Source organism: Geobacillus sp. YF-1, from assembly GCF_052692335.1.
This window is the reverse complement of record NZ_CP199850.1, coordinates 767,178-793,982: the sequence shown is the minus strand read 5'-3', so window position 1 is coordinate 793,982 and position 26,805 is coordinate 767,178. Positions and strand designations below refer to the sequence as shown.

27 protein-coding genes and 5 pseudogenes are annotated in these 26,805 nt (G+C 42.2%); 5 read left to right on the top strand and 27 right to left on the bottom strand.

Going from position 1 to position 26,805, the window contains the following annotated elements; all coding sequences use genetic code 11:
• Positions 1–9 precede the first annotated feature (9 nt).
• Positions 10–924 carry a hypothetical protein gene (locus ACTVIM_RS04010; protein WP_445613722.1) on the bottom strand — a complete coding sequence of 305 codons (915 nt, stop codon included), beginning with the start codon at positions 922–924 and terminating at the stop codon, positions 10–12.
• A 167-nt stretch (positions 925–1,091) separates the two neighbouring features.
• Between ACTVIM_RS04010 and ACTVIM_RS04005 the strand changes: the two genes are divergently transcribed.
• Positions 1,092–2,528, top strand: coding sequence for a DDE-type integrase/transposase/recombinase (locus ACTVIM_RS04005; RefSeq protein WP_445612449.1), 1,437 nt, complete (start codon positions 1,092–1,094; stop codon positions 2,526–2,528).
• Positions 2,529–2,793: 265 nt separating this feature from the next.
• Here ACTVIM_RS04005 and ACTVIM_RS04000 read toward each other — a convergent pair.
• The 11 genes and pseudogenes from ACTVIM_RS04000 to ACTVIM_RS03950 all read right to left on the bottom strand — a co-directional run.
• Positions 2,794–2,930, bottom strand: a pseudogene (locus ACTVIM_RS04000) (IS701 family transposase); the annotation flags it as partial.
• A gap of 211 nt (positions 2,931–3,141) precedes the next feature.
• Positions 3,142–3,381, bottom strand: a complete 240-nt coding sequence (locus ACTVIM_RS03995; protein ID WP_445613721.1) for a hypothetical protein — start codon at positions 3,379–3,381, stop codon at positions 3,142–3,144.
• A 9-nt stretch (positions 3,382–3,390) separates the two neighbouring features.
• Positions 3,391–4,524 carry an IS4-like element IS5377 family transposase gene (locus ACTVIM_RS03990; protein ID WP_015375695.1) on the bottom strand — a complete coding sequence of 378 codons (1,134 nt, stop codon included), beginning with the start codon at positions 4,522–4,524 and terminating at the stop codon, positions 3,391–3,393.
• 517 nt (positions 4,525–5,041) lie between these two features.
• Positions 5,042–5,404: a hypothetical protein gene (locus ACTVIM_RS03985; protein ID WP_445613720.1), complete on the bottom strand. Its 363-nt coding sequence runs from the start codon at positions 5,402–5,404 to the stop codon at positions 5,042–5,044.
• Between the two features lie 35 nt (positions 5,405–5,439).
• A pseudogene (locus ACTVIM_RS03980) lies at positions 5,440–5,532 on the bottom strand (RHS repeat-associated core domain-containing protein); the annotation flags it as partial.
• A 187-nt stretch (positions 5,533–5,719) separates the two neighbouring features.
• Positions 5,720–6,268 carry a hypothetical protein gene (locus tag ACTVIM_RS03975; RefSeq protein WP_445613719.1) on the bottom strand — a complete coding sequence of 183 codons (549 nt, stop codon included), beginning with the start codon at positions 6,266–6,268 and terminating at the stop codon, positions 5,720–5,722.
• Between the two features lie 337 nt (positions 6,269–6,605).
• Positions 6,606–6,839: a hypothetical protein gene (locus ACTVIM_RS03970; RefSeq protein WP_445613718.1), complete on the bottom strand. Its 234-nt coding sequence runs from the start codon at positions 6,837–6,839 to the stop codon at positions 6,606–6,608.
• 549 nt (positions 6,840–7,388) lie between these two features.
• Positions 7,389–7,775 (bottom strand): hypothetical protein, encoded by a 387-nt coding sequence (locus ACTVIM_RS03965; protein WP_445613716.1) that lies wholly within the window; start codon positions 7,773–7,775, stop codon positions 7,389–7,391.
• Between the two features lie 70 nt (positions 7,776–7,845).
• Positions 7,846–8,979 carry an IS4-like element IS5377 family transposase gene (locus tag ACTVIM_RS03960; protein WP_015375695.1) on the bottom strand — a complete coding sequence of 378 codons (1,134 nt, stop codon included), beginning with the start codon at positions 8,977–8,979 and terminating at the stop codon, positions 7,846–7,848.
• A 30-nt stretch (positions 8,980–9,009) separates the two neighbouring features.
• Positions 9,010–9,513 carry a hypothetical protein gene (locus ACTVIM_RS03955; RefSeq protein WP_445613715.1) on the bottom strand — a complete coding sequence of 168 codons (504 nt, stop codon included), beginning with the start codon at positions 9,511–9,513 and terminating at the stop codon, positions 9,010–9,012.
• A gap of 67 nt (positions 9,514–9,580) precedes the next feature.
• Complete coding sequence (locus tag ACTVIM_RS03950; RefSeq protein ID WP_445613714.1) at positions 9,581–10,150, bottom strand: hypothetical protein; 570 nt, start codon at positions 10,148–10,150, stop codon at positions 9,581–9,583.
• 482 nt (positions 10,151–10,632) lie between these two features.
• On the opposite strand from ACTVIM_RS03950, the gene ACTVIM_RS03945 reads away from it, so the two are divergent.
• Positions 10,633–11,766 carry an IS4-like element IS5377 family transposase gene (locus tag ACTVIM_RS03945; protein WP_015375695.1) on the top strand — a complete coding sequence of 378 codons (1,134 nt, stop codon included), beginning with the start codon at positions 10,633–10,635 and terminating at the stop codon, positions 11,764–11,766.
• On the opposite strand, the gene ACTVIM_RS03940 is transcribed toward ACTVIM_RS03945, so the two are convergent.
• Positions 11,767–12,042: a hypothetical protein gene (locus tag ACTVIM_RS03940; protein ID WP_445613712.1), complete on the bottom strand. Its 276-nt coding sequence runs from the start codon at positions 12,040–12,042 to the stop codon at positions 11,767–11,769.
• A 61-nt stretch (positions 12,043–12,103) separates the two neighbouring features.
• Between ACTVIM_RS03940 and ACTVIM_RS03935 the strand changes: the two genes are divergently transcribed.
• On the top strand, positions 12,104–13,291 hold the full coding sequence (locus tag ACTVIM_RS03935; RefSeq protein ID WP_445612376.1) for an IS701 family transposase: 1,188 nt from the start codon (positions 12,104–12,106) through the stop codon (positions 13,289–13,291).
• 52 nt (positions 13,292–13,343) lie between these two features.
• Here the strand turns inward: ACTVIM_RS03935 and ACTVIM_RS03930 are convergent, their stop codons facing one another.
• From ACTVIM_RS03930 to ACTVIM_RS03875, 12 genes and pseudogenes are all read right to left on the bottom strand, one after another.
• Positions 13,344–13,712 (bottom strand): hypothetical protein, encoded by a 369-nt coding sequence (locus ACTVIM_RS03930; RefSeq protein ID WP_445613711.1) that lies wholly within the window; start codon positions 13,710–13,712, stop codon positions 13,344–13,346.
• Between the two features lie 70 nt (positions 13,713–13,782).
• Complete coding sequence (locus tag ACTVIM_RS03925) at positions 13,783–14,202, bottom strand: YxiG family protein (RefSeq protein ID WP_445613709.1); 420 nt, start codon at positions 14,200–14,202, stop codon at positions 13,783–13,785.
• A gap of 117 nt (positions 14,203–14,319) precedes the next feature.
• Positions 14,320–15,051 carry an immunity 26/phosphotriesterase HocA family protein gene (locus tag ACTVIM_RS03920; protein WP_445613707.1) on the bottom strand — a complete coding sequence of 244 codons (732 nt, stop codon included), beginning with the start codon at positions 15,049–15,051 and terminating at the stop codon, positions 14,320–14,322.
• Between the two features lie 254 nt (positions 15,052–15,305).
• Positions 15,306–15,722, bottom strand: coding sequence for a DUF4304 domain-containing protein (locus ACTVIM_RS03915; protein ID WP_445613705.1), 417 nt, complete (start codon positions 15,720–15,722; stop codon positions 15,306–15,308).
• Between the two features lie 410 nt (positions 15,723–16,132).
• A complete protein-coding gene (locus ACTVIM_RS03910; RefSeq protein WP_445613704.1) occupies positions 16,133–16,654 on the bottom strand; it encodes an NUDIX hydrolase in 522 nt (173 codons plus the stop codon).
• Positions 16,655–16,750: 96 nt separating this feature from the next.
• Positions 16,751–17,897: pseudogene (locus ACTVIM_RS03905) on the bottom strand (IS701 family transposase).
• A gap of 265 nt (positions 17,898–18,162) precedes the next feature.
• Positions 18,163–18,492, bottom strand: coding sequence for a hypothetical protein (locus ACTVIM_RS03900; RefSeq protein ID WP_139788030.1), 330 nt, complete (start codon positions 18,490–18,492; stop codon positions 18,163–18,165).
• A gap of 351 nt (positions 18,493–18,843) precedes the next feature.
• Positions 18,844–19,875, bottom strand: a pseudogene (locus ACTVIM_RS03895) (polymorphic toxin type 17 domain-containing protein); the annotation flags it as partial.
• A 66-nt stretch (positions 19,876–19,941) separates the two neighbouring features.
• Entirely contained in the window at positions 19,942–20,178 is a 237-nt protein-coding gene (locus ACTVIM_RS03890; protein ID WP_370454555.1) for a hypothetical protein, read from the bottom strand.
• 177 nt (positions 20,179–20,355) lie between these two features.
• Positions 20,356–21,489: an IS4 family transposase gene (locus ACTVIM_RS03885; RefSeq protein WP_445613702.1), complete on the bottom strand. Its 1,134-nt coding sequence runs from the start codon at positions 21,487–21,489 to the stop codon at positions 20,356–20,358.
• A gap of 401 nt (positions 21,490–21,890) precedes the next feature.
• Positions 21,891–22,466: pseudogene (locus ACTVIM_RS03880) on the bottom strand (RHS repeat-associated core domain-containing protein); the annotation flags it as partial.
• Positions 22,467–22,586: 120 nt separating this feature from the next.
• Positions 22,587–23,006 (bottom strand): hypothetical protein, encoded by a 420-nt coding sequence (locus tag ACTVIM_RS03875; RefSeq protein ID WP_445613701.1) that lies wholly within the window; start codon positions 23,004–23,006, stop codon positions 22,587–22,589.
• A 150-nt stretch (positions 23,007–23,156) separates the two neighbouring features.
• On the opposite strand from ACTVIM_RS03875, the gene ACTVIM_RS03870 reads away from it, so the two are divergent.
• Positions 23,157–24,344 carry an IS701 family transposase gene (locus ACTVIM_RS03870; protein ID WP_445612376.1) on the top strand — a complete coding sequence of 396 codons (1,188 nt, stop codon included), beginning with the start codon at positions 23,157–23,159 and terminating at the stop codon, positions 24,342–24,344.
• A 33-nt stretch (positions 24,345–24,377) separates the two neighbouring features.
• Here ACTVIM_RS03870 and ACTVIM_RS03865 read toward each other — a convergent pair whose 3' ends face one another.
• The gene (locus ACTVIM_RS03865; RefSeq protein ID WP_445613700.1) at positions 24,378–24,623 is read right to left on the bottom strand and encodes a hypothetical protein; all 246 of its coding nucleotides are present in this window, start codon (positions 24,621–24,623) and stop codon (positions 24,378–24,380) included.
• A gap of 122 nt (positions 24,624–24,745) precedes the next feature.
• Between ACTVIM_RS03865 and ACTVIM_RS03860 the strand changes: the two genes are divergently transcribed.
• A protein-coding gene (locus ACTVIM_RS03860; RefSeq protein ID WP_445613699.1) for an IS630 family transposase occupies positions 24,746–25,788 on the top strand; the annotation gives its coding sequence in 2 pieces (ribosomal slippage) (positions 24,746–25,246 and positions 25,249–25,788; 1,041 coding nt in all).
• A gap of 633 nt (positions 25,789–26,421) precedes the next feature.
• Here the strand turns inward: ACTVIM_RS03860 and ACTVIM_RS03855 are convergent.
• Positions 26,422–26,787 (bottom strand): hypothetical protein, encoded by a 366-nt coding sequence (locus tag ACTVIM_RS03855; protein WP_445613698.1) that lies wholly within the window; start codon positions 26,785–26,787, stop codon positions 26,422–26,424.
• Between the last annotated feature and the right edge of the window lie 18 nt (positions 26,788–26,805).

The window sequence follows — 26,805 nt, the reverse complement described above, 5'->3', positions numbered from 1 at the left end:
AGGAAAGGTCTATTTCTTTCGTTTCAATTTCTTTATCGTGATGTTGATATCGTCGACCAGCGCGCTTTCACTTAGCCATTTCCAAAATTTCTTTTTTGTTAAATACGTTTTTTCCTCAACAATTCTTTCAAGTCTTGATGCATCATCAGCATTTCCATATCTACCTATTGCGAGTATGGCATGAGTCTTTAGAGTTGTATTAAAATCACCCGTTAAAATTTCAAAGAACTTATTTACTACATCTCTCGTAACTTTGTCCTTAGGAAATTTTTCTGCGAAAGCAAGTAGAGTAACGGCACTAAAAATACGCTCAAATTCCTCACTAAAGAGATCTTCTATTATAACGTTTGATGCTTCTGGATGATCAAATGAATGATAAATAGCCTCTGCTAATGCTTTGTGAGAATAACGGGAATCTGGTTTTCTGTACTCCTTGATTATTTCTTCTATTCCATACATTATTTGTAATTTCGCTACCTTGATTTGTTCCAGTGCCTCTTTGTTATCCGTTTTGATTTTGTCTAATTCTCTTATAGCATTGTCATCGCCAATTGTTCCTATCATAGCGATTTCTGCGATTAAATCTGTACCACTTTTTTTAGATAAATTGCGAATTTTTCTTTTTAATTGAGTTTCTTTCCCCTCTAAAAAATCCAATACACTTTCTGCATAAGCTTTAACAAAAAATATCTCTGCCTCATCTTCAAGAATAGCTTTCAGAAAAGGGATGACACTACTGTCATTTACTAATCTCAAGGTTTCTAATATGCCAATCTTACCATTAGGATCTACTTTATAAAAGTATTTTTGTAAGATAGTAATTATGTCCCTTCCCATCTTAGCTAAATCTGGAGCAACTATATCTATATTATGCTCATTAAAATTATTAACTAAATCTCTCACCGTCTCCTCATATTGATTCATATTTTTCACCCCTAAAACGAGCGGGTATTGTCAAAAGTTTATCCTCCACACTCACGGTTTTCCCTTGAGTTTCAACGGTTGAACGAAAAAAAGCTTGCCACCCCCATTGTTTTCGGCCATCATTGAGGTAACGACACCCAACAGCCAAAACAAAGGAGTGACAAGCTTTGTTACCTCAATTATTAGCCTATTTGCTCGAAATTATCAAGACCCAATATCAAATCATTGTGTATTTAATGGGTGTGATATTGGGGAAATCCTTGCATCTCGAGGACTGGGACGAACCCATCCAAAAGCCGTACCGGAAACTTCAGGTCGATGACCTTCCGATCATCGATGTGCCGGAAACCCTTGATTACCGGAAGCTGTTGGCAGACTATGAAGCCCAGCACAGACGTCCTTTACGGCCCATCCAGCGCCGCGCGAATGCGAAACACCGTGTGCCGGATTCGTTGACCTGCCCTCGCTGCCAGGCTCCCTCTTCTTACCTGTACGCCAATAACGGCGGAAAAGGGCAATACCAATGCAAAGTGTGCCAATGCCGGTTCAACCACCGAAATCGGTTCACCAAGCAAGCGGTCTTTCGTTGTCCGCACTGCAAAAAGACGTTGGAAAAAATCAAGGAGCGCAAGGAATACAACATCTATAAGTGCAAGAACAACGATTGCCCGTTTTACCAGGCCAACCTTCGCCGGATGACGAAGAAAGAGCGCCAACAGTTTCAACAGAATCCTCAAGCCTTCAAGGTGCGGTATTTGTTTCGGGAGTTCTTGTTTGACTTTCTCCCGTTGGCTTCCTCGTCGCTCATCAAGCCGAAGGTCGATTTGTCCCGGCTGGCTGCGTCGCCGCACGTGTTGGGGCTCGTGTTGACGTACTACGTCAACTTTGGGATGTCCTCGAGGGAAACCGCCGCCGCCCTGAAGGACATCCATGGCGTCTCGATCTCTCATCAGACGGTGCTCAACTACGCCAACAGCGTCGCGCTTTGGATCAAGCCCTTTGTCGACCGATTTCCGTATGAGCTGTCCGGTTCGTTCTGTGGGGACGAGACATATATTCGTGTGAAGGGCCGTTGGCATTACCTATTCTTTATGTTCGACGCGGTGAAAAAGATCGTGCTGTCCTATCGCGTCTCGCCCAACCGGGACACGCTCTCGGCCATCAAGGCGATCAATGATGTCCTCAGGAAGCTGCCGTCCCTTCCAGACGACTTGTCGTTCGTCGTGGATGGCAACCCGATTTACCTGTTGGCGCAACACTTCTTTGCCCAGCACGGGATTTCGTTTGACGTCCGCCAGGTAATCGGCCTGACCAACGAAGATCCGGTCTCGGAAGAATTTCGCCCTCTCAAGCAGATCATCGAGCGATTCAACCGGACCTTTAAAGGCAACTACCGCCCGACCCATGGGTTTGGCGCCGAGGAAGGCTCGGTGTCCTTTGTGACGCTGTTTGTGGCGTATTTTAACTTTCTGCGCCCGCATAGCGCGCTCGAAGGCCGGGTGCCGGTCGTCATCCCGGAGCTCGCCGAGCTGCCGCATATGCCGGCCCGGTGGACGAAGCTGATCGCCATGGCTCAGGACTTCCTTCAAAACGAGGCAGCCTAACTTTTTTGTCCTCCAGAGCCCGTTGAACAGAACTCCTGCCGGATTCGGCGAAGCGAACCCTTGACCAACCGAACACCGCCAAAGGTAAAATTCGGTAAAGGCAAGGGCGGCTTTCCTATTGCCTTCTTTTTTGTCCCCGTCGCCCTTGACGACTCTTCCGCACCTTTGGCGGGTGTTGGTCAAGGGCGAATCCGGCTCTCTGCATGCCCCACGATGCTCAATGGGATGGTCTGTGTGGAGTTTTCATAGAACTTTTGACGCTACCAACGAGCGCTGGCGAAGGATCGCACGCATCCATCCGCCCATAAGCGGGATGCGGTGTACATCCAACGAAGAAAGCGTTTCGATCGCGAGTTCCCCCTTGCTTTTCCCAGCCGTCTTGTCGTAAAGGCTCGTGAAAAACTTGTGGATTCCTTGATAATGTGCTCATCGATTCCTGAGGCATCCCCCTGTACATCGACTCTAACCAAGGAAGCAGATTCGTGTCTCCTGCTTTATTTGGTTGTCAGTTTATGTTAGCGGATTTGATCATCTAAAGTTATAGTTAAAACTCTCGCAAAATCTTTAATTACTGTTTCAATTTCCTTTTTTATTTCGAAAGGCGGTAAATTGATTATATTATCCCTTTTTTGATGAAAAAAAACGGTTTGTTGACATTCCAAATATGGATATTTTCTATTAAATACCCCTCTTCTTCATTACCGATTAATTTTCCACTTGAATCGTTAATAGCTAAACAAACCAAAGAATAGTAATTTGTTTCAAAGCATTGACCTTTTTCCATACCATGCTCCTCAATACCTTTCAAAGCATCCACTTCATTAATTCGTTCTAATTTAATATCTAAAATCACGAGTGTTGATTATCCAAAATTATACATACGCCTTCCATAAATTTGGGCATACTCAAACAAAGCAGCGGCCATCCCGGATTTCCAATCGAGAGGAAGCTGCCCAGAGAAAAAACGGCGAACGAACGAAATGAAGGAAAGAGAGACGTTCGTCTGTTTTTTGGTTTGATCATACAGCCATCGCAGCAACACATACGCGATGAACGCCGCAAACAGTTGGTTGTATACCGCATTTTCCGTCGTGCCAAACAAGGTCGGGACATTCAGATATTGCTTCACCCAACGGAAAAAGACCTCAACAGTCCAACGTTGTTGGTACATGTCGGCAATGGTTTCCGCAGACGCATGGAAGAGGTTCGTCACGACCCGAATGTCGCGGCCATTCGCATCTCGAAAGATCACCACCCGGTGACGCTTGGTGGAGCGGCATTGTTTCGTCCCCAACTGGCACGTGAAGTCGGCTTGAACCGATGAGGATGTGCTGGAAAGGCGTTTCAAGCTTTTTTTCTGATGGAGTTCGATGTTGTCCTTCATCCGAATGACAAAGAGCTGATGTTGCTCCACAAATCGATCGAGGCGTTCGATTTTGAAATACGCCCGGTCTTCCACCAGCACTTGTTGAGCGTTCGTCAACTGTTCTCCCACCGGGCCATCATGACGCAGTCCGATGGTTTCCACCACGTCTGCCGGCAACGAGGATTCCGGCGAATACGCGACGTGCAGCTTCACTCCGGCGCGTTCGCCGTGATACGGCGCCCATGGCAGGCGGTTTTTCCCGACCGTGACGGTCGTCGAATCCACCACCCGAAGCGGTTTGGGAAACCGAAGCGAACGGCGGGTTTGGCGGTTGCACTTGGAAATGATCAACGCCAACAAGCGTTTCATGATGTCATAGGGAACTTCTTTCGCTTTCTTGGATACAGTTGAATAATGGAATCGCGGCAATCCATACAGAGGCCCCACATCGGCTCCGTGGCGAAAGCTTTTCCATTGATGCATGGCGGCCAGCAGGAAGAAGTGAATCAACTCGCGCAACGTAAAGGTTCGAGACGAATCACGATACCCAACCGCTTCGGCAATCAGTTGAATCTCTTCATCCGAAACAAGTTTTTGCATCAAATTCGGGAGTGTGGTATGCTTGTTCATAGAGAGCACCTCCTGGGTTTGTTTGTGTCGCTACTCACATTCTACAGGAAAGGTGCTCTTTTTTCTATACCCTTTGGATTTTATTGGATAATCAACACGCCTGATCTAAAATATAGCCATTTTGGACAAAAAATTGCTGATACTGGTTAAGTATATCTACGATTATTTCTTCAATTTGTTCTTCTAGTTCGAAAACTCTCGTTCTTGACAATTCATCCAGTTTGGCGGTTTTAAACTTTTTTTCTTCATCTCTAATTCCTCCTAATATAAAGGTGGAACTTAACAGAGTTCCACCTTTATTTATAAGTTATCCCTTAATACGTTTACCATACCATGTCCAACGTTTAGTTCCTTTACTACTTCTTCTAAATTTCCCCTGATAATAGCTCTACCTATTTAACTGCCAATGATAACCATGACCGTTATGAGGGGGGATGAAATTCGAATGATTTATATGTGTATCCTATACCCTTACGAGTTCTCCATTGAACACCATAATTTTGAGGAATAATCATTATCAACAATAATTTCCATATTTATCAATGCCTATTGGATAGTAAGCCATGTCAGTTACAATCTTATAAAGACTTTCATGTCTTCCTGATAACCAATCTACTGTAAAATCCTCTGGATTTACATAGCCGATATTTGCCTCATTTAATTTATTACATTCAAGCCAATACTTTCTAAATACAGCAATAACTCTTCCTGAATGACATATTGGGTCAAATCTTTCTTTGATGAAATTTTCCAATTCCTCTTCAGTATCAAATTTATTACGATTTATCTCTCTAATTCTTTTTAATCTTTCTTCTTCTTCCTTTACTGCTTCTGTTAGCTCACGTACATACTCGTTAAACAATGTTTCGTATTCTTTCATACTCTATAGTCCCTCCATGTTACGGCCATTCAGTTTCCGGTTTTATACGCCTTATACCCATCATACACCGCAAATCCAGCGTTAACTATAAACCAGAAGAAATGCCCGTCCGAATCCACTAACATTAATCAAAAAGAGGGTGTCCCAAAACGACTGGGACACCCTCTCTCATCGCTATATAATATATAAGCACCAGCCGCTTCCCTGCCACACTATATGTTGTGTCTTTCTTGAGGAGAGATCACTTTTTGGGTCAGCCCCTTTTGAGAGTTACCTTAATCCTTTAAGTTTTGAAACGGTATTATCTTCGAGTTATTAATTTTTGTAGTTTTCCAACAACTTCTCGCAAAACGATTTAGCGGCTTCCTTGTCATGATAGACTGCATAAATATAATCCAAAGCTTCATTTAACTGCAAAGCGTCCGGTAAAGGGGATTCTTTAAATTGGGACTTAACATTTTCTTTGCAAGCAAATACATAAAGCTCCTGATCTCTTTCTCCCCAAATCCCCCATTGTAGAGATGGTGAGGTAAACACTAATTTACAACTATAGTCAACCAGCCCAATATAAATATTCTCCAAAGGTTCTGCGTTTAAGATGTCTAGATAATTTTCGTACGAAAGATCGACCGGGATTTTTGCCCATTCATATCTTTTCATTCTTTCATTATAATCATTTTCTAGTTCAGCCAATAGAATATATTTATCACCTGACTTTCGAGCTAATATTTGCAATCCGTTCCAGAACTCCTCTTCATACATACCATGATATTCCCCAAAAAGGAAACCATTATACTCTTTACGAAAGACCTGATTTGGCATGGATTGATTAAGTATAAAAATGTTACTCAATCTTTCTTTCATCTTACTATAATCGTTTTTATTTTTAATAAAGAATTTTTCAAGATTCATTTACTTTTGCCGTTTTCCCTCCTTTTTTAGGATCTGAAGATACTTTCTCTCCATTTCTAGCTCTTGTATGATTGCATCCTTATTCATGTTAGCTCAAAATCCCCCTCCTCTGGATCAACTGTGTTAAAGCGGGATCTCCAGAGTTTTCTACGAAATAAAAAGAGGAAACACCTTTGAACCCAATCTTATTTTTTAATTCTTACTACTCTTCCAAAACGTTATGAAATCAACCCCTATACTTTCTGCCCGCGGCGCTAGTTGGGCGCTAGTCTTAACCAGCACTACGAGCTTAAAAAATACCGGTAATTTTAATTTGAGATACAATGTCTTTTAATTTTTCTTCACCAATCAACGCATGATTTATAAAATCACTTACATTTGTATATTCTTGATGATTTAAATTATAGTACTTTGTAAGGCAAATGCCTACTTGAGTATTAGTTATTGAATAACGTTCACCCTTATAGATAAATTCTATATCATGTCCAATCTCTATAAGCTCTATTAATTTTTCTAAACTCATATTTTTCTTCCTACTTTCCTCTACCTTTATTCATTGATTCCACTTTCTCTTTCCATTTATGTCAATGTGGTCCTCCAAGGATGATGTTTCGGATTCCCATGATCGCTATAGTCCATGTCTTTTTTCGCTCTTCCTTCATCTATACCTAAATATTGTTTCTCATTAATGGTTGTTTGGTATAAGAGAACGGGTTTCTTCTTTAATAGTTCTCTAAGACCTTCGAGTTCTAATGATGGATTTATTATTTCTGAAATGTTCGCTTCTGATGATGAAACGATAATACTACTTTCCTTTATTCTATCAAGGCCAAGACAGTCAACTTCCTTACCTTCAACTTTGAAATAGAACCTACATCGAATATCACCGTCAACATCTCGTGGAAGCTCTAGAAAGTCGGTGAAAAACGGTTGTTTCTTTTGAGCAATGGGGGATCGTTTGAAAGGTGATTCTGATGCGACAAGGCTTTTCTATTTAAGAAACGGTCTTGATAAGCGGCTTGCCCCCTTAAATCACCGGTCTCCTAGAAGGCTGTTGAAAACATTGTTCCATTCAGAGCTTTTCTAAATTTAGTTTGTAAATACTATTTTTACTAACTCCATACAATATACTTCCTCTACCAAAATAATAATCAAATGTTAATTCGTTACCTTGTGTATCGTAGGCTGTATATTCTTTATGCTGCTTATTTTCTAGATTAATTCCGACAATATCTCCTTCATTGGTTAAAACAAAAACCATATTGTGCCCCACAACCAAATTTTCTCCACGACTAACATTCGATTCCCACCAACAAGCAGTATTACTATTCTTTTTTAATTGCACTATAGGATATTTTGCATCTGCACTATAATAATATAGCCATACATCGTTAGAATCAGAAATGTTTACTGCATGACAATGATCAATGGGTGGAAAATTTCGTTGCTCAACTAACATATCAAATGCATCATATATCATAGCCCCATTTTTATCGAAACATACAATTCCCTTACTTCACGAGTGTTGATTATCCAAAATTATACATACGCCTTCCATAAATTTGGGCATACTCAAACAAAGCAGCGGCCATCCCGGATTTCCAATCGAGAGGAAGCTGCCCAGAGAAAAAACGGCGAACGAACGAAATGAAGGAAAGAGAGACGTTCGTCTGTTTTTTGGTTTGATCATACAGCCATCGCAGCAACACATACGCGATGAACGCCGCAAACAGTTGGTTGTATACCGCATTTTCCGTCGTGCCAAACAAGGTCGGGACATTCAGATATTGCTTCACCCAACGGAAAAAGACCTCAACAGTCCAACGTTGTTGGTACATGTCGGCAATGGTTTCCGCAGACGCATGGAAGAGGTTCGTCACGACCCGAATGTCGCGGCCATTCGCATCTCGAAAGATCACCACCCGGTGACGCTTGGTGGAGCGGCATTGTTTCGTCCCCAACTGGCACGTGAAGTCGGCTTGAACCGATGAGGATGTGCTGGAAAGGCGTTTCAAGCTTTTTTTCTGATGGAGTTCGATGTTGTCCTTCATCCGAATGACAAAGAGCTGATGTTGCTCCACAAATCGATCGAGGCGTTCGATTTTGAAATACGCCCGGTCTTCCACCAGCACTTGTTGAGCGTTCGTCAACTGTTCTCCCACCGGGCCATCATGACGCAGTCCGATGGTTTCCACCACGTCTGCCGGCAACGAGGATTCCGGCGAATACGCGACGTGCAGCTTCACCCCGGCGCGTTCGCCGTGATACGGCGCCCATGGCAGGCGGTTTTTCCCGACCGTGACGGTCGTCGAATCCACCACCCGAAGCGGTTTGGGAAACCGAAGCGAACGGCGGGTTTGGCGGTTGCACTTGGAAATGATCAACGCCAACAAGCGTTTCATGATGTCATAGGGAACTTCTTTCGCTTTCTTGGATACAGTTGAATAATGGAATCGCGGCAATCCATACAGAGGCCCCACATCGGCTCCGTGGCGAAAGCTTTTCCATTGATGCATGGCGGCCAGCAGGAAGAAGTGAATCAACTCGCGCAACGTAAAGGTTCGAGACGAATCACGATACCCAACCGCTTCGGCAATCAGTTGAATCTCTTCATCCGAAACAAGTTTTTGCATCAAATTCGGGAGTGTGGTATGCTTGTTCATAGAGAGCACCTCCTGGGTTTGTTTGTGTCGCTACTCACATTCTACAGGAAAGGTGCTCTTTTTTCTATACCCTTTGGATTTTATTGGATAATCAACACGCCTGCCCTTACTTCCTATTTCACTTTCATGAAAAATTCCTTCATCACTATAACCAATCCATATATGGTGATCTTGATCTACTTTACATGTATTTACTCCATTACCTACACAAAATTCTTTTAATAAATTTCCTTTTTTGTCATATATAAATGCATTATTTTCTTGGTCATGTGCTAAGTAACCACAGATTAGTAGATAGTTATCTTCTATTAACTGCAAGAAGTGTAATTCTTTATTTGCAACGACTTCATACAATCGCTTCTCTCCATTATCTAAATGGACTATTTTATATAAAAAGGGATTGCCAGTAGTATTTTCATGTAAATAAAGTATCAATATATCGTCTTTTAATCCCAAGTCTACAGATATAGGTTGGCATTCACCCAATTCCTTAATTTCATAATATTTAGTAAATATTAATTTGTCAGCATTCAAATATATAACCCCTTTCTTTTTATAGAGAGGAAATATATGGAAAAATCTTCTTCTGTTAACTTGTTTTTTAAATACTAGGTTTTATCTGTAATGTATAAGGCTTTAACTCCCTTTTTAATAAAATCGTATGAATATCCTCAATGTTTGAGGTCGTAAGGAGCACATACGGAGTGTTTCCAAGGCTAATGAAAATTTTTTCATTATGATTGGCGAACATAAGTGCTGCTCCTGCTTCAAAAGTGAAATCGAGCTTATTAGAGTTCGTTTTATAATAGTATGCATCCTCTAAAAAAGTGCTAAGCTGAAATCCATTTTGAGATTGCATTTCTTTTATCTGGATGAACTCTAATTTCTCTTTAGGATTGAACGATTGTAATGTTGGCATTTCTATTTCCTTTTTGATCAACAGATGGTCAATCTCCGCTTTATAAGCGATTTCTGTTTGTTCCGCCGTCACTACATAACATTCCTGATGATTCACCTGCAGTACGACTTGCGTGCAGCGAAAAGCTTCTCGATAGTCAGGATCTAAATCCGAACAACTTACAAATACTCGTATATGTTGTGATTGGGAAATTCGACGTAAATCATCAAGCTTTGCTTGGATCGGAATCAGGTAATGTGGTGCCGATGACAATGGAACCTCTCCCTTTTAAAAATGTATATCTCATAAGCTCCACCACGTTAAATCTAGATTTATCCTCCATCTTTTCCTTTTTTTATTGTGTTTATGAAGAAAGATAAGACACTTTATTTATTTTCCATATAATTTGTGTTTCGTTTTCTTTTTCTAAAAAAGTTACAACCCACCCGAAATGATGTAAACGATCAGTAAACGTCACCTTATGATTTAACGTCCACATTAAATCACCTAAATATCTCCAATAAAAAGATTCGTGTGGTCTGTCTACTCTTACTAATCTTTCTTTCTTTAAAACCTTATTTCCTTTTTGACGTTTTATTTCTAAATATATATCTACATAAGAGACTTCGTGTTCACATATAATGCTACATATCAGGCGTGTTGATTATCCAATAAAATCCAAAGGGTATAGAAAAAAGAGCACCTTTCCTGTAGAATGTGAGTAGCGACACAAACAAACCCAGGAGGTGCTCTCTATGAACAAGCATACCACACTCCCGAATTTGATGCAAAAACTTGTTTCGGATGAAGAGATTCAACTGATTGCCGAAGCGGTTGGGTATCGTGATTCGTCTCGAACCTTTACGTTGCGCGAGTTGATTCACTTCTTCCTGCTGGCCGCCATGCATCAATGGAAAAGCTTTCGCCACGGAGCCGATGTGGGGCCTCTGTATGGATTGCCGCGATTCCATTATTCAACTGTATCCAAGAAAGCGAAAGAAGTTCCCTATGACATCATGAAACGCTTGTTGGCGTTGATCATTTCCAAGTGCAACCGCCAAACCCGCCGTTCGCTTCGGTTTCCCAAACCGCTTCGGGTGGTGGATTCGACGACCGTCACGGTCGGGAAAAACCGCCTGCCATGGGCGCCGTATCACGGCGAACGCGCCGGGGTGAAGCTGCACGTCGCGTATTCGCCGGAATCCTCGTTGCCGGCAGACGTGGTGGAAACCATCGGACTGCGTCATGATGGCCCGGTGGGAGAACAGTTGACGAACGCTCAACAAGTGCTGGTGGAAGACCGGGCGTATTTCAAAATCGAACGCCTCGATCGATTTGTGGAGCAACATCAGCTCTTTGTCATTCGGATGAAGGACAACATCGAACTCCATCAGAAAAAAAGCTTGAAACGCCTTTCCAGCACATCCTCATCGGTTCAAGCCGACTTCACGTGCCAGTTGGGGACGAAACAATGCCGCTCCACCAAGCGTCACCGGGTGGTGATCTTTCGAGATGCGAATGGCCGCGACATTCGGGTCGTGACGAACCTCTTCCATGCGTCTGCGGAAACCATTGCCGACATGTACCAACAACGTTGGACTGTTGAGGTCTTTTTCCGTTGGGTGAAGCAATATCTGAATGTCCCGACCTTGTTTGGCACGACGGAAAATGCGGTATACAACCAACTGTTTGCGGCGTTCATCGCGTATGTGTTGCTGCGATGGCTGTATGATCAAACCAAAAAACAGACGAACGTCTCTCTTTCCTTCATTTCGTTCGTTCGCCGTTTTTTCTCTGGGCAGCTTCCTCTCGATTGGAAATCCGGGATGGCCGCTGCTTTGTTTGAGTATGCCCAAATTTATGGAAGGCGTATGTATAATTTTGGATAATCAACACTCGTGGCTACATATATATCTACGATTAGGACTGCTCTTTTTCTTATAGATAAATGTATTTTTGTAATTTAATTCTTTTATCTTGTTGTATATTTCACGAAAAACTTGCTTATCCCATCCTCGCTCATCAGCAAGTTTTTCCATACCCTCTTGTAACACTTCTAATGCCATTTTCTTTTTTTCCAAGTCATCCGTAAGAGAGAAATATTGATTACTGTAGATGAGCAAATTTGCTAACATAAATTGACAGCTAAACAAAAAAGGAGACATGAACCCAGCTCCTTGAGTAAAATAGATGTGCTCAAACTACCCACAAGGAGGTTCATGTCTCATGAATAGATTAGCACATCATCAAGGAATCCACAAGTTTTTCATGACGCTGGGATTGGCGCTTTATTTCTCGAAACCGGTCATCAAGCATCTCGTTCATATTGTGGATGCCTTGACTACCAAGGGATTTTCGGGAACATTGACCGATGTCCATCACTGGAGTTTTCATCCCAATCATCGAACCACGCTCAGCCATTTTTTCACGAAAAGCCCTTGGGATGAAGAGACGTTGCTTCGCAAACTCCAGCAATGGATCCTTCATCGCATCCAGCGAATCGCCAAACAGGAGAATCAACCCCTTTTTGTTTCGATTGATGATACGATTTGCCAAAAAACGAAGCCTTCGTCACGGGCTGCCCGCGCCATTCAAGGGTGTGATTGGCACTACTCGCACAAAGATCATCAATCCGTTTGGGGGCATTCGCTCGTTTGGCTGATGGTGCATACTTTCTCGCAAGCGTTCCCGTTCGCCTTTCGTCTGTATGACAAGACGGCGGGAAGAAGCAAGATCGACCTAGCGATCGAGATGCTTTCCTCGCTCAAGGGGAAACGGGCTCAGCCGGTGTATGTGCTCATGGATTCGTGGTATCCGTCCCAAGCGCTCATCGAAGCCTGCCTGAAACAAGGATTCCATGTCATCGCCATGCTCAAGACGAACCGGATTCTCTATCCGAAAGGTATCGCCATCCAAGCGAAGAAGTTCGCCCGCTATATCGAGCCCAACGACACCCACCTCGTCACGGTGGGGAAGGAGCGTTACCGCGTGTATCGCTACGAGGGAGCGATCCATGGCCTCGATGACGCGGTGGTGCTGCTGGCTTGGAAGGCGGATGAACCGATGACGCCAGATCATCTCCATGTCGTCTTGAGCACCGACCGGGAGCTAGGCGATGAAGAGATCTTGCGTTATTATGCCCAGCGCTGGACGATCGAATGCTTTTTCCGGCAGGCCAAAGACCAGCTGAAGCTCGATGGGTACCGTGTTCGTCACATTCGGGCGGTGAAACGGTATTGGGCCGTGGTGCTGTTCGCCTGCGTATACAGCATCGCCGAATCTCAGCAAGACCTCTCTTCCGGCCTGGAGCTTCTTCGGTCTCGGAAAGGGCACAGCGTCGTCGAGTTCATCTACGATGCCGCGAAGCAAGATATTCCCATTGATGTGATCAAAAAACAGCTCCATGTCGCCTAAGGGGTCCCCTGTTTGTCTCTTAGGGCATGGAAATTATTGTAATGAAAAATGCTCATCTACAGTGATTATAATCCATTTCAACATAAACAGTAATAAAATCGGGTACCATTTCCATTTCTTTCTCGCTTAATTTAGATAGATCCGGTACGCATTGAATGATAATTCCCTTTTCCCCATCTGTATGAATTTCGGGCAAAAAACGAGTATAAAGTGACGTAATACATCTTGTTTCATAATGAAAGATGGCGGACTTGCTTTGCCTATAATCGGTAAAGGGGCTTGTCTCACCAGTATCATCGTCAACTATTACAGTATGATCAAAATAGTTTATATCACTTGGAATAGAAAGTTGAACATCCCTTATAACAGTCATTTTTTCACTTCCTTTTAATGAACCTCTCCCACCTACATTCCGTTTCAAGGGCTGCCCTATATAGATGTGACCGCCCATTTTGCAATATTAATCAATCAAAAATTTTTAACTTTGCACTTTAATTAACTGGATAATCTACTAGAAACTCCTCTCTATTGATCACTATACTTTTAGCTTCAATAAATAATAGTGCCTCCCAAAATTCAAGTACAAAGTTAGCTGAAGAAAAGTATTCACCAACCCAAATTTCTTTTGACGAACTGATATGAATTTTACCTATACCATTCTTATAATAATCAATTGAAGTTAGCTCAATGTAATCTCCATCTTCTGGATCAACAGGGTTCAAGCGGGAATCTCCAGAGTTTTCTACGAAATAAAAAGAGGAAACACCTTTGAACACAATCTTATCATCTTTCTCATTATCAACTACTTTCACATTTAGACTAATCGTGTGAGATAAAATATCAATATGAAAACTTTTGACTACGGCAGCCCACATTTCATTTAATAAAGCAACTAATTTCTTTTGATTCATACTAATCACTCGCCCCTTGGTAAATAGTAGTTCGCCACGGCGCCATTCACAGTCTTTTGAATGGGTACGTCTTCACTGTACAAGAAAAAAGTTATCCCTTAAATCACGACCAAAAGGCTAAGTACATTTTTGATTTTGTTTCTCATAGTAAGAATTAATAAGCATTTCCGCTATATTATTACTGCCAATTAGACCAATTGGATTTTTTATTTTTTCCCCTTCCTCTTTAGAAATAGGCTCTAATTCTGCTATTGGTGTATTCGCATCCCCTCGACTCACAAAATATTCCTTGCCATTGTAAAACACAAAATCCGGTAACTCATATTCTTCAGGATTGAATTTCCCTTTAGACAATTTCCCGATAATTATCCATTCTTTATTAACGATTCCATATATTCCACTGTTAATCGTATATAGAACAGAAAGTTTTTCAAATTGATGACTAAAGGTTTTTATATCTAATACTTCATTAGTAAAGATATCAAAATATTGTATATAAATGTCATCCTTTAGCCCTTCTCCTCTTACTACTAACCCATAAGCATATTTTTCAATTTCTTTAAGCGGGATTGCAAATACAATACCAGGTTCAATGTTAGGGTCCTTTTTTCTCTTTTTCAATTTAAATTTTACATCTGTGATTTCCATTTCCTCTAATTGTTCCGCTATATTTGAATCAAGTTGCATTGCCTCCATAATCAATGCTTCCCATTCAGCTACCGTTGGCATTCTTTCTAAATCTTCTTGATAAATTTTTTTGATTTCTAAGAGCACATCACTTAACAAATCGATTGCATCATCACTTAAAACAACTGTTTCCTTGTTCCTTATGCTTTCCCAAAATGACATTGTATCACCAACCATACCATCTTATTACTACTTTTTCTTGAGTCAATAGCTTAGCTAAATTGTTATAAAAAAGACGACACTGCTATAAAGCAAGCAGGTCGCCTAGAAGGCCGGTGAAAAACCGCTGTCACACCCCGGATCGGCGGCATTTTCATTCAAAAAAGAAAGCGGATTCTACAAAGTTTCTCTAATTGAGAAATTGATGGGATCAGTAACATTTTACACTAAATCACCAGCCTCCGCCTAGATTGGCTCTATCGTGCTGTTTGCTTTTGCTTTATTTTTTCAAACCAATTTTCTGCAACATCCAAATATGGTAAAACACTCTTAGCTATGCGAATAAATTCTGTTTCCTCTAAATTTTGGTTTTCGTTATCGAATTTAAACCAATCTTTATCCCCATTTTTATTATTCATTATTCTAAAACGATTGTTTAAGTGAAAAGCATTCATCTTTTGAAATGGTCGAACTATACCATCAACGATCACGTTTCCTTCCTTATTAACCCTTGCTACTCCAACTTCTATTATAAATCCTCCTCCCCATTTATCAAATTGAAACGATAGCAGATAACCTAACTGACCTTCTTGCTTCCTAAAATGAGGAAAAGCCCCTTTAAATCCCCTGCTTCTTAGTTCTGGGACTACTATTTTCTTTAAAGCACCGACCATTTTATCCTTATTAGATAATATAAAGATCCCTTCCCTCTAAAAATGTTGATATATCAAGGTTTCTTGGCATCTTAGGGGTGTCAAAAAATATTTTTCGACAAGCTTCTGTGGGCATTTGAGCGTCTCGCTTTGCCGATAACGCTCCATTCGCCCCCTATCGTCTGATTCGCAATGTCCATCGTAAACGGCGTTTTCTCTACCACCATCAGCACACGGCCTCGCACATCTCTATCATACAGGCGTCATGTTTGCGCTTGACGCTGTCGATTCCAATCACTAATATGAGTGACTTGTTCAATTTTTTTGTGTGTACAATTCATAATAGAGTCCCTCCTTGGTTGATGTTGGTGTTTGTGTAACCCTGCACCATACCAAGGGGGCTTTTTTCTTCCAAGTCCCTGAAAACCTTTCTAACAGGAATGCTCCTTATTGTATCTGGGAGACTCATGGTTTTTAGGTACGTTTTTCAATATACTCCATTTTATAGAGTTATCTGGTTTACACCATTCAACTATCCCATTTAGAAAATTTCCTTTTTCAACAATTTCTTTTATAAAAGCTCTGTGGTAATCTGTCACTTCCTTGTTATAATATAATGTTTCTATTTCAACTAGATATGGTTTCAATTTCTCTGGCTCCTTTAGTTCTAATTTCCCCTTTACATTTCTTGTCATATACCAAAAGCAAACAGAGTGGTAATCGCTTGTATGTGCTATAAACGAAACCACACCACGTAATTCTAAATCATCGACTATTAAACCAGTTTCCTCAAACATTTCTCTCTTACAAGCTTGTTCTAGAGTCTCATGTAATTCTACATGACCACCCGGAGGAATAAAATAGCCATGTACTGCCGAAGTTTTATCCTTTTTTTTTATCATGACAATCTTATCATTTAAAAGAGCTATGCAAGATACTTGAACTCGAATCATGTGTAGACATCTCCCTATCTTTAGAATACTTACTGTAGAGATGAGCATTTTTCATTACAGTCATTTCCATTTCCTGAGAGACAAACAGGGTACCCCTTAGGCGACATGGAGCTGTTTTTTTGATCACATCAATGGGAATCTCTTGCTTTGCGGCGTCATCGATGAACTCGACGACGCTGTGCCCTTTCCGAGACCGAAGAAGCTCCAGGCCGGAAGAGAGGTCTTGTTGAGATTCCGCGATGCTGTATACACAGGCTAAGAGCACCACGACCCAATACCGCTTCACCGCCCGAACGTGGCGAACACGGTACCCATCGAGCTTCAGCTGGTCTTTGGCCTGCCGGAAAACGCATTCGATCGTCCAGCGCTGGGCATCGTAACGCAAGATGTCTTCGTCACTCAGCTCCCGGTCGGTGTCGAAGACGACATGGAGATGATCCGGTGTCATCGGTTCATCCGCCTTCCAAGCCAGCAGCACCACCGCGTCATCAAGACCGTTGAGCGCGCCTTCGTAGCGGTAGACACGATCACGCTCGTTCCCCACCGTGACGAGGCGGGTGTCGTTGGGCTCGATATAGCGGGCGAACTCCTTTGCTTGGACGGCGATGCCTTTCGGATAGAGGATCCGGTTCGTCTTGAGCATGGCGATGACATGGAATCCTTGTTTCAGGCAGGCTTCGATGAGCGCTTGGGACGGATACTAGGAATCCATGAGCACATACACCGGCTGAGCCCGCTTCCCCTTGAGCGAAGAAAGCATCTCGATCGCTAGGTCAACCTTGCTTCTTCCCGCCGCCTTATCATAGAGACGAAACGCGAACGGAAACGCTTGCGAGAAGGTGTGCACCATCAGCCAAACGAGCGAATGCCCCCAGACCCATTGATGATCGCTGTGAGAGAAATGCCAGTCACACCCTTGAATGGCGCGGGCGGTCCGTGACGAAGGTTTCGTTTTTTGACAAATCGTATCATCGATCGAAACAAAAAGGGGTTGATTCTCCCGTTTGGCCAGGCGTTCGATCTGGCGAAGGATCCATTCTTGCAGCTTCTCAAGCAGTTTTTCCTCGTTCCAAGGGCTTTTCGTGAAAAAGTGGCTCAGTGTCGTTCGATGATTCGGATGAAAACTCCAGTACCGGACATCCGTCAATGTCTCCGAAAATCCCTTGGTCGTCAAGGCGTCGACAAGATGAACGAGATGCTTGATGACCGGTTTCGAGAAATAAAGCGCCAATCCCAGCGTCATGAAAAACTTGTGGATTCCTTGATGATGTGCTCATCGATTCATGAAACATGAACCTCCTTGTGTGAATGGGTTTGAGCACATCTATTTTACTCAAGGGGCTGGGTTCATGTCTCCTTTTTTGTTTAGTTGTAAATTTATGTTAGCGAATTTGCTCATCTACAGTTACTAAGATGCAATTTTATGTTATTGAATTTGCTCATCTATTGTAAATGTGCTTCTCCCACCTACATTCTGTTAAGGGGTGGGAGACTTCTCAGTGGATATGTTAAATAAAAATGTTGATCATCTTAACCCCTGTTATTAGAAACCGACAACCTTCCATTGTATCTGAAGCCAATGCTTCATCAACGGGATTTCCAAAATAAAGCCACTTATCAGCAATGCTTCTCAACCCTTCTTCTATATCTTCTATCGAAAAACTTGTGTAGGTGCTTAGTTTCACTTCTACCACAAATAAATTGGGATCTTTCCAATATGGTTCGTTTTTTAAAATGGTGTACTTTGTAAAATTCCCCTTAAATACACTTATTACATTTTCTATAATTGAAAAAGATTCATTTTTATCTTGAGTGTATAAATATGATCGAATAAGCAAGTTTCCCCCCCCCTTACAGTAAGTTCAAGAAAGTCTTTTCATACGATCCTCTATTTTATCCAATTACTCTTTAGACATCGTATACTACAAGATGATTCACGAGAGGAACAAGTGCCTCCCATGAATCAAAAACATCGGCGCTTTAGATGTTTGAATGTCCTTGAAAACGATTCTAGAATCATCGAGGACACTCTAATCTCCTCCATAACATTGACTGCCTGTAAATTCTATACCCTTGGCATCTATTGAACATCTCCCCTACATAATCTTTTCATTGATCCCCTATACTGGAGGGCATAGCTTCCAAGCAGTTCTTAGTCTAACATGAGTTCTCATACGCTAGGAAGATTTTTAATGAGTTATCCTTCCTTTAAGGGAAACATTAAGATGTGAACCATCCCTTGATAAATGTCCCAGCATTTGTTTCCCTCTTTTTGATAATTGTACATCCCACTCATATGGTTCTCCTTTAGTTCTAGAAGGTCCTTTGGTCCAAATATTTCCGAATCTATCTATATATCCCCCACCTTTCCTCGGAAGTGGTTGAGATGGTGTCCAATTCTTCGGCGGAACGTATCTTATTTTACCTTTAGTTGGTAACATTGCTCCTTTAAGTACAGATTTCTTACTTACCGAAGCAAAAAACTGTAAATTCAATCTTCCTAAAAACCTTTGAGCCCGTCTCGCTTTATACACCCTATAGGCAATTTTGGCACCTTTAAACGCCGCACCGCCAACCAATCCCACACCAACGGCAATCGCCGCCGCTTTCCAACCGCCTTTTTTAAAGGCCTTATACCCATCGTACGCCGCAAATCCTGCATTGATGGCCATCCATACAAAATGCCCATCCGGATCTACCAACATCACTGGATTGTTGTTCGCATACGTATATCCGTTCTGTGTCAAGATGTCATCTGCATCGCCTAGATCTGGGTCAAGCGACAGGAACACGCCATGCGTTGGATGGTAATAACGGGCGATCAAGTAGTACAGCCCGGTCTCTTCATCATACTGGTATCCAGCGTAGCGGTATGGGTTTTCAGCTGCCATCTCGCCCGATTGGGAAAGAATGTTCCCCCATGCATCATATTGATAACGGGCCACGATGTTTCCTTGCGCATCCGTCAGGGCGATGACATCGCCATGCGCGTTGTAGTGGTAGAAGTACGTCGCCCCGCCTTTTTTCATTGCCAACCGCTGGCCGTTTTCTCCGTATATATATGATCTTACCACATTTCCATCCGCATCGGTTTCATACAGAACGTTGAGGCTGTCGCCTTGGTAATGATAGTTCGTAACGACGCCATTCACAGTCTTTTGAATGCGCGGGTCGTCTTCATCGTATTTGTACGTCACAAACGGCGTGCTCTCGTCTTTTCTACCCATAGTTGGCGGACGTGCCGTCTGCAAACAACGATCGAATAAAGTTCATACGTGTACTTGCAATTAATCCGTTAATAATGATTTCAGTTGTTTTTTGAAACTGTTGTAATGCCAGTTAATATGATCAAGTTCTACCTCTATTTCAATCAATGTGTCGATCAATTGCTCTTTATCCTGTTGAGAGTCAATCATCGCATTTAACAGTTTTTCTATGTTCTGACTGCTCTCATAAATATCATATAAATCTATCGCTAATTCGTCTTTCTCCCTCCTAGGGGAAATGAGAGAGAGTTTTTTCATTAATTGTTCTAAATGTATCTCTTTCAATTTTGCTCCCACCCTACTCTACTTTTTTAGACGCTTTTTCAATCTAGCTATCTCCTTCTCCCAAGCCTCTATTTCCTTTTCCCAGTGTTTGACTGCTGTTGAATTTGGATTTTTAGATATTTTTTCTTTGTGTTTTTTCACGGCTGTTGATTATCCAAAATTATGAATACTTCTCCCGTAAAAATGGGCATGCTCAAATAAGACAGCTACCATCTCTGATTTCCAATCGAGAGGAAGTTGCCCAAATAAAACCCGACGAACGAAAGAAATGAACGTGAGGGTGGTTTGCGTTCGTTTCTCTGTTCGGTCATATAGCCATCTCAATAACACATAGGCAATGAACGCCGCGAACAGCTGATTGTAGACGGCGTTTTTTGTTGTCCCAAATAAGGTAGGTACATTCAAGTATTGCTTGATCCATCGAAAAAAGACCTCGACTGCCCAACGCTCTTGATACATGTCGGCAATCTTTTCTGCCGATACGTCAAAGACATTCGTTACGACGCGAATCTCCTTTCCATGGGCATCACGAAAGATGACCACTCGATGACGTTTCTTCGAACGGCATTGCTTCGTTCCTAGCTGACAAGTAAAATCAGCGATGACATTGGAATCGGAAGAAACAAGACGCTGTAAACGGTGACGACGATGAATCTCTACATTTTCTTTCATGCGAATGACAAAAAGTTGTCCATTTTCCGCAAATTGGTCGATCCGTTCGATTTTAAAATACGCCCGATCTTCCACAAGAATTTGCTTCGGATGTGTCAACGCTTCCCCGACAGGACCATCGTGGCGTAGACCGGTTGTTTCTATGGCATCCATTGGTAACTGGTATTCAGGAGAATAAGCGACATGCAGTTTCATCCCTGACCGTTCCCCATGATCAGGCGCCCATGATAGGCGGTTCTTTCCGACTGTCACCGTTGTCGAATCGACAATGCGAAGAGGTTTCGGGAATCGAAGAGATCGCCGTGTTTGGCGGTTACACCTCGAAACGATCAGTGCAAACAAACGCTTCATGATTTCATATGGAATCTCCTTCGCCTTGTTTGCCACCGTCGAATAATGAAAACGCGGCAATTGGTAAGTGGGCGCCACATCAGCACCATGACGAAAACTCTTCCACTCATGGACAGCCGCGAGAAGGAAAAAGTCGATTAACGTACGTACGGTAAATTTACGAGATGAGTCGTGATAACCGACTGCTTCTGTGATGGTTTGAATGTCTTCGTCTGACACAATTTTTTGCATCAAATTCGGGAGTGTGGTATGCTTGTTCATAGAGAGCACCTCTTTCCTGGGTTTGTTTGTGTGGTTACTTACATTCTACAGGAAAGGTGCTTTTTTTTCTATGTTTTTATGGATATTATTGGTTAATCAACACACGTGGTGTTTTTTTATTTGTTTTTCTAAACCTTCTATTCTCTTCCTCACTTGTTTATTATTTTGAGCTTTTAAATAGCACTCTTTTGCTCGTTTTCCCAGCTAGGACCCCACTTTGTAGGTTATTCCACCTAATACCACCATACCTGTTACTATATACATGCAACATGAAGAGTTAACCTCTCCGTTATCCTGCACACCCTAAGCGCTGTATTGTATCATTTCCTCTAAAAATCTTGTAGGCTCAACCCGCAGGCTGCGCCATGGGGGAGGAAGCTCGTTGCAGGAGAAGTCAAATGTTAAGTTTTCAATGAGCATGTATATAGCAATGCTACTTCTCCAATTCCTAGAATAAAGTAAACTCCTATAGCATAATGTCCATCCGGGTCCACAAACCTAACTGGATTGTTGTTCGCATACGTATACCCATTCTGCGTGAGGATATCGTCCGCATCCCCCGGGTCTGGATCCAAGGATAGGAACACACCTTGTTCTGGGTGGTAGTACCGGGCAATTAAGTAATAGAGACCCGTTTCTTGGTCATATTGGTACCCCGCATATCGGTAGGGGTTTTCGTCCGCCAATGCGCCGGATTGGGAAAGAATGTTCCCCCACGCATCGTATTGGTAACGGGCCACGATGTTTCCTTGTGCATCCGTTAAGGCGATGACATCGCCATGGGCGTTGTAGTGGTAGAAGTACGTCGCCCCGCCTTTTTTCATCGCCAACAGCTGGCCGTTTTCTCCGTATACATAGGATTGTACCACATTTCCGCTTGCGTCGGTTTCATACAAGACATTGAGGCTGTCGCCTTGGTAATGGTAGTTCGTCACGACGCCATTGACGTTCTTTTGAATGCGGCGGCCGTCTTCGTCCTATTTTTATAACAAAAAGAGGTTACCGTAGAAATTCTCGGATAACCTCTCACTGAGAAATATTTGGAAGACGTCCTTACGATTCGATCATAGAATTTAGCAAAAAGATTGCACCCTCGTTCAAGTAGTGTCTTGGAATTTTTCAATTAATAAATTTTCAATCGCTTTCTCACCAACAATCCCAAGAGGATTAGGAATCTTATCGGCTTCCTGTTTCGAAATCACTTCACATTCTGCGATTTCTTTTACACTATCCCCGACACTCTTACGATACTTATCTAAAAAATAGGCCTTATATGGTATCTTTCTTAGCTCTTCATCACTAAATACTTTATCGGAGTAATTAGTAACAAATCTCCACCTACGTTCCCTAATACCGCTAATTCCTGTATTTGCAATGAATAAAAAATTCCTTTGCTTGACCAACTGAAAAATTTCATCTATTAGAAGCGCTGTGGGAGAGAATTTGTTCAAATAACCAATTAAAATCTCTTCATCCTTATTTTTGTTTATTTCCCCCGATACAACAATACCGTACACATATTTACTAATGTCCCGCAAATAAATTTCAAACTGTAGATGAGCAAATTTGCTAACATAAATTGACAGCTAAACAAAAAAGGAGACATGAACCCAGCTCCTTGAGTAAAATAGATGTGCTCAAACTACCCACAAGGAGGTTCATGTCTCATGAATAGATTAGCACATCATCAAGGAATCCACAAGTTTTTCATGACGCTGGGATTGGCGCTTTATTTCTCGAAACCGGTCATCAAGCATCTCGTTCATATTGTGGATGCCTTGACTACCAAGGGATTTTCGGGAACATTGACCGATGTCCATCACTGGAGTTTTCATCCCAATCATCGAACCACGCTCAGCCATTTTTTCACGAAAAGCCCTTGGGATGAAGAGACGTTGCTTCGCAAACTCCAGCAATGGATCCTTCATCGCATCCAGCGAATCGCCAAACAGGAGAATCAACCCCTTTTTGTTTCGATTGATGATACGATTTGCCAAAAAACGAAGCCTTCGTCACGGGCTGCCCGCGCCATTCAAGGGTGTGATTGGCACTACTCGCACAAAGATCATCAATCCGTTTGGGGGCATTCGCTCGTTTGGCTGATGGTGCATACTTTCTCGCAAGCGTTCCCGTTCGCCTTTCGTCTGTATGACAAGACGGCGGGAAGAAGCAAGATCGACCTAGCGATCGAGATGCTTTCCTCGCTCAAGGGGAAACGGGCTCAGCCGGTGTATGTGCTCATGGATTCGTGGTATCCGTCCCAAGCGCTCATCGAAGCCTGCCTGAAACAAGGATTCCATGTCATCGCCATGCTCAAGACGAACCGGATTCTCTATCCGAAAGGTATCGCCATCCAAGCGAAGAAGTTCGCCCGCTATATCGAGCCCAACGACACCCACCTCGTCACGGTGGGGAAGGAGCGTTACCGCGTGTATCGCTACGAGGGAGCGATCCATGGCCTCGATGACGCGGTGGTGCTGCTGGCTTGGAAGGCGGATGAACCGATGACGCCAGATCATCTCCATGTCGTCTTGAGCACCGACCGGGAGCTAGGCGATGAAGAGATCTTGCGTTATTATGCCCAGCGCTGGACGATCGAATGCTTTTTCCGGCAGGCCAAAGACCAGCTGAAGCTCGATGGGTACCGTGTTCGTCACATTCGGGCGGTGAAACGGTATTGGGCCGTGGTGCTGTTCGCCTGCGTATACAGCATCGCCGAATCTCAGCAAGACCTCTCTTCCGGCCTGGAGCTTCTTCGGTCTCGGAAAGGGCACAGCGTCGTCGAGTTCATCTACGATGCCGCGAAGCAAGATATTCCCATTGATGTGATCAAAAAACAGCTCCATGTCGCCTAAGGGGTCCCCTGTTTGTCTCTTAGGGCATGGAAATTATTGTAATGAAAAATGCTCATCTACAGTTTCAAAAATATCTCCTTGATTAATTTCTTTAAAATATTTGCTCCTGTTTTTTTTAAACTTTATTTTTACTTCTGTTATTGTTAGATCACGTATTTTTCTATTGTCAAAATTGATAGCCTCCATTATTCTATTCTCAATTTCTTTTAATGTAACATCGTTAATTTCGTTAAGATTAGAAGTAGGTACCTCATGTAACTTTAGTATTTTTTCCTTCATTATGATCCCCTCAACTACCTTAATGATCTGTACGCATTTCTATATAAATTGAAATAAAGGTTTTCTCCCGTTCCACAGCGAATAAAATAAAAGAGAAAATAGGAGAACGGAGAGAAAATACGATGCCCAATCACAAAGACGAGATCGAAAAGTTGTCCACTGCCATGAAAGAAGCGAAAAGTAAACGAGCATATGAACGCTACCAAGCCATTTATCTTCATTTGCAGGGATACAAAAAAGGAGAAATCGCAACGATTATTGGTCGATCCAAGAAAACGATTTATAACTATATCCATGCCTACGCCCAGCGCGGTCTTGATGGCTTGGAGATGAAATACTCACCTAGCGCCCCACGTCGATTGAGTCCTGATGAGGAAAAAGAGCTGGCTTGGATTATTGAACATCAGCTCCCCGTAGATGTGGGATTCGAAGCAAAATATAACTGGACGCTTGCGATCATCGCTGAACTCATTCAACAAAAGTGGGGACCAGCATACACGCCTCGTGGAACAAGCAACATTCTGCATCGGTTAGGGCTAAGCTATACGAAACCCACCTATACACTAGCCAATGCCGATGAAGAGAAACAAAAAGAATTCGTCGAAATCACCTTCCCTGAAGTAAAAAAAAACTGTTAGATGGGAACATCGCCCATGTCCTCTTTCAAGATGAATCGATGATTCGTGATTACCAAGCGATTCAAAAAACATGGTTTGTCAAAGGAAAACAACGAATCATTCCGACGTTTGGAAAACATCAAGGGCTGAAGCTGATTGGCACGTTGAACTACGAAACAGGGGATGTATTTTGCATCGAAGAAGAACGCTATGACGCAGAAACATTTCTTCGGTTTCTTCAACTTGTGTTAGAACGCTATCCGACAGGCAAAATGGTAATGATTTTAGATCACGCTCGAATTCACCATGCCAAACTCATTCAGCCTTTTTTAAAAGAACACGAAGATCGGTTAGAGCTCGTCTTTTTGCCACCATACAGTCCGCAATTGAATTTGATTGAAGGGTTATGGAAATGGCTGAAATCAGACGTGATTTACAACGTGTTCTATTCGACTGTGCAAGAAATTAGAAAGAATGTCCAAGCCTTTATTCAGAGAATCAACCAGAAACCAGAACAAACGGTCGATCGTTTGTGTGTTCAGTTGTAAATCTTTAATTCAATTTATATAGATACGCTCATGTAATATTTATACTTTTTATTCTTGCGGCTTATTGGTCTAATAACATTTCTCAATTTCTTTTTCCCACCATATTTTAGATATAATCTATGCTCTAATCCCTTAGCTTCTGCATAAGTCAGATTCGATTTTACAACATTAAACGTTGCATCTCGATGTTTCCCTAGTTTATGGGCACTTCTCCGACTAACAACATTTTTAGTTCTTCCTACATACACAACCTTGTTATTCTTAGTCAATAAATACTATGTGACGCTTGGGTACCGTCAAGAATTTTGTGTAATGCAAGATAGATAGGGTATCTCTGAAATGGATTTGGAATAGAGGGGGCTGTTTCCTCCCCACAGGAGACTGAATATTCAGTCTCCTGTGGGGAAAGGGACAATCCCCCTATTTTGTTAATTTACAGTATTTGACGAATGGTATTTTCTAGTTGATTTGCCCAGTCTACATTCGGTATACTTTTAGACATAGGTAGGGTTCTCCTTTCTCTAAGATTTTTGGCCAAATCAGAGAATACCCTACCTTTTTCTTTTGGTCTAGCAAAATGCTTTACACAAAATTTTATACATCATCGAGGAATCCTGTAAGTTATCAAAGAATCTAAGTAATATCATTAGTTAATTCATCACCTGTAAAAAATAGGAATAATGATTCAGAAAGTAACACGGCTTCCCAGTAACCCAAACCATGTTTAGCTGTGAAAACTGGATAGTTAGGGGAAGATAAATCTACAAAAATAGGATCCCCTACTTCCAAATCATGTCCAATAACCAACCAAGCTCCCTTCCAGTCCCCTTTATTCTCTCCTGTCAGGGAGTTGCCCCTTAAATCAATAGAATAGCCTATTTGCGCATTGTCTATTTCATCTGGTGAAAAAATATAAACTTCCACACTCTCAAATTTAAATTCTCTTTTATTCATTGACGCAATGAATGATAATACTTCTCTTCGACTATTATCAAACACTTCCCCTATTCCCCTCTT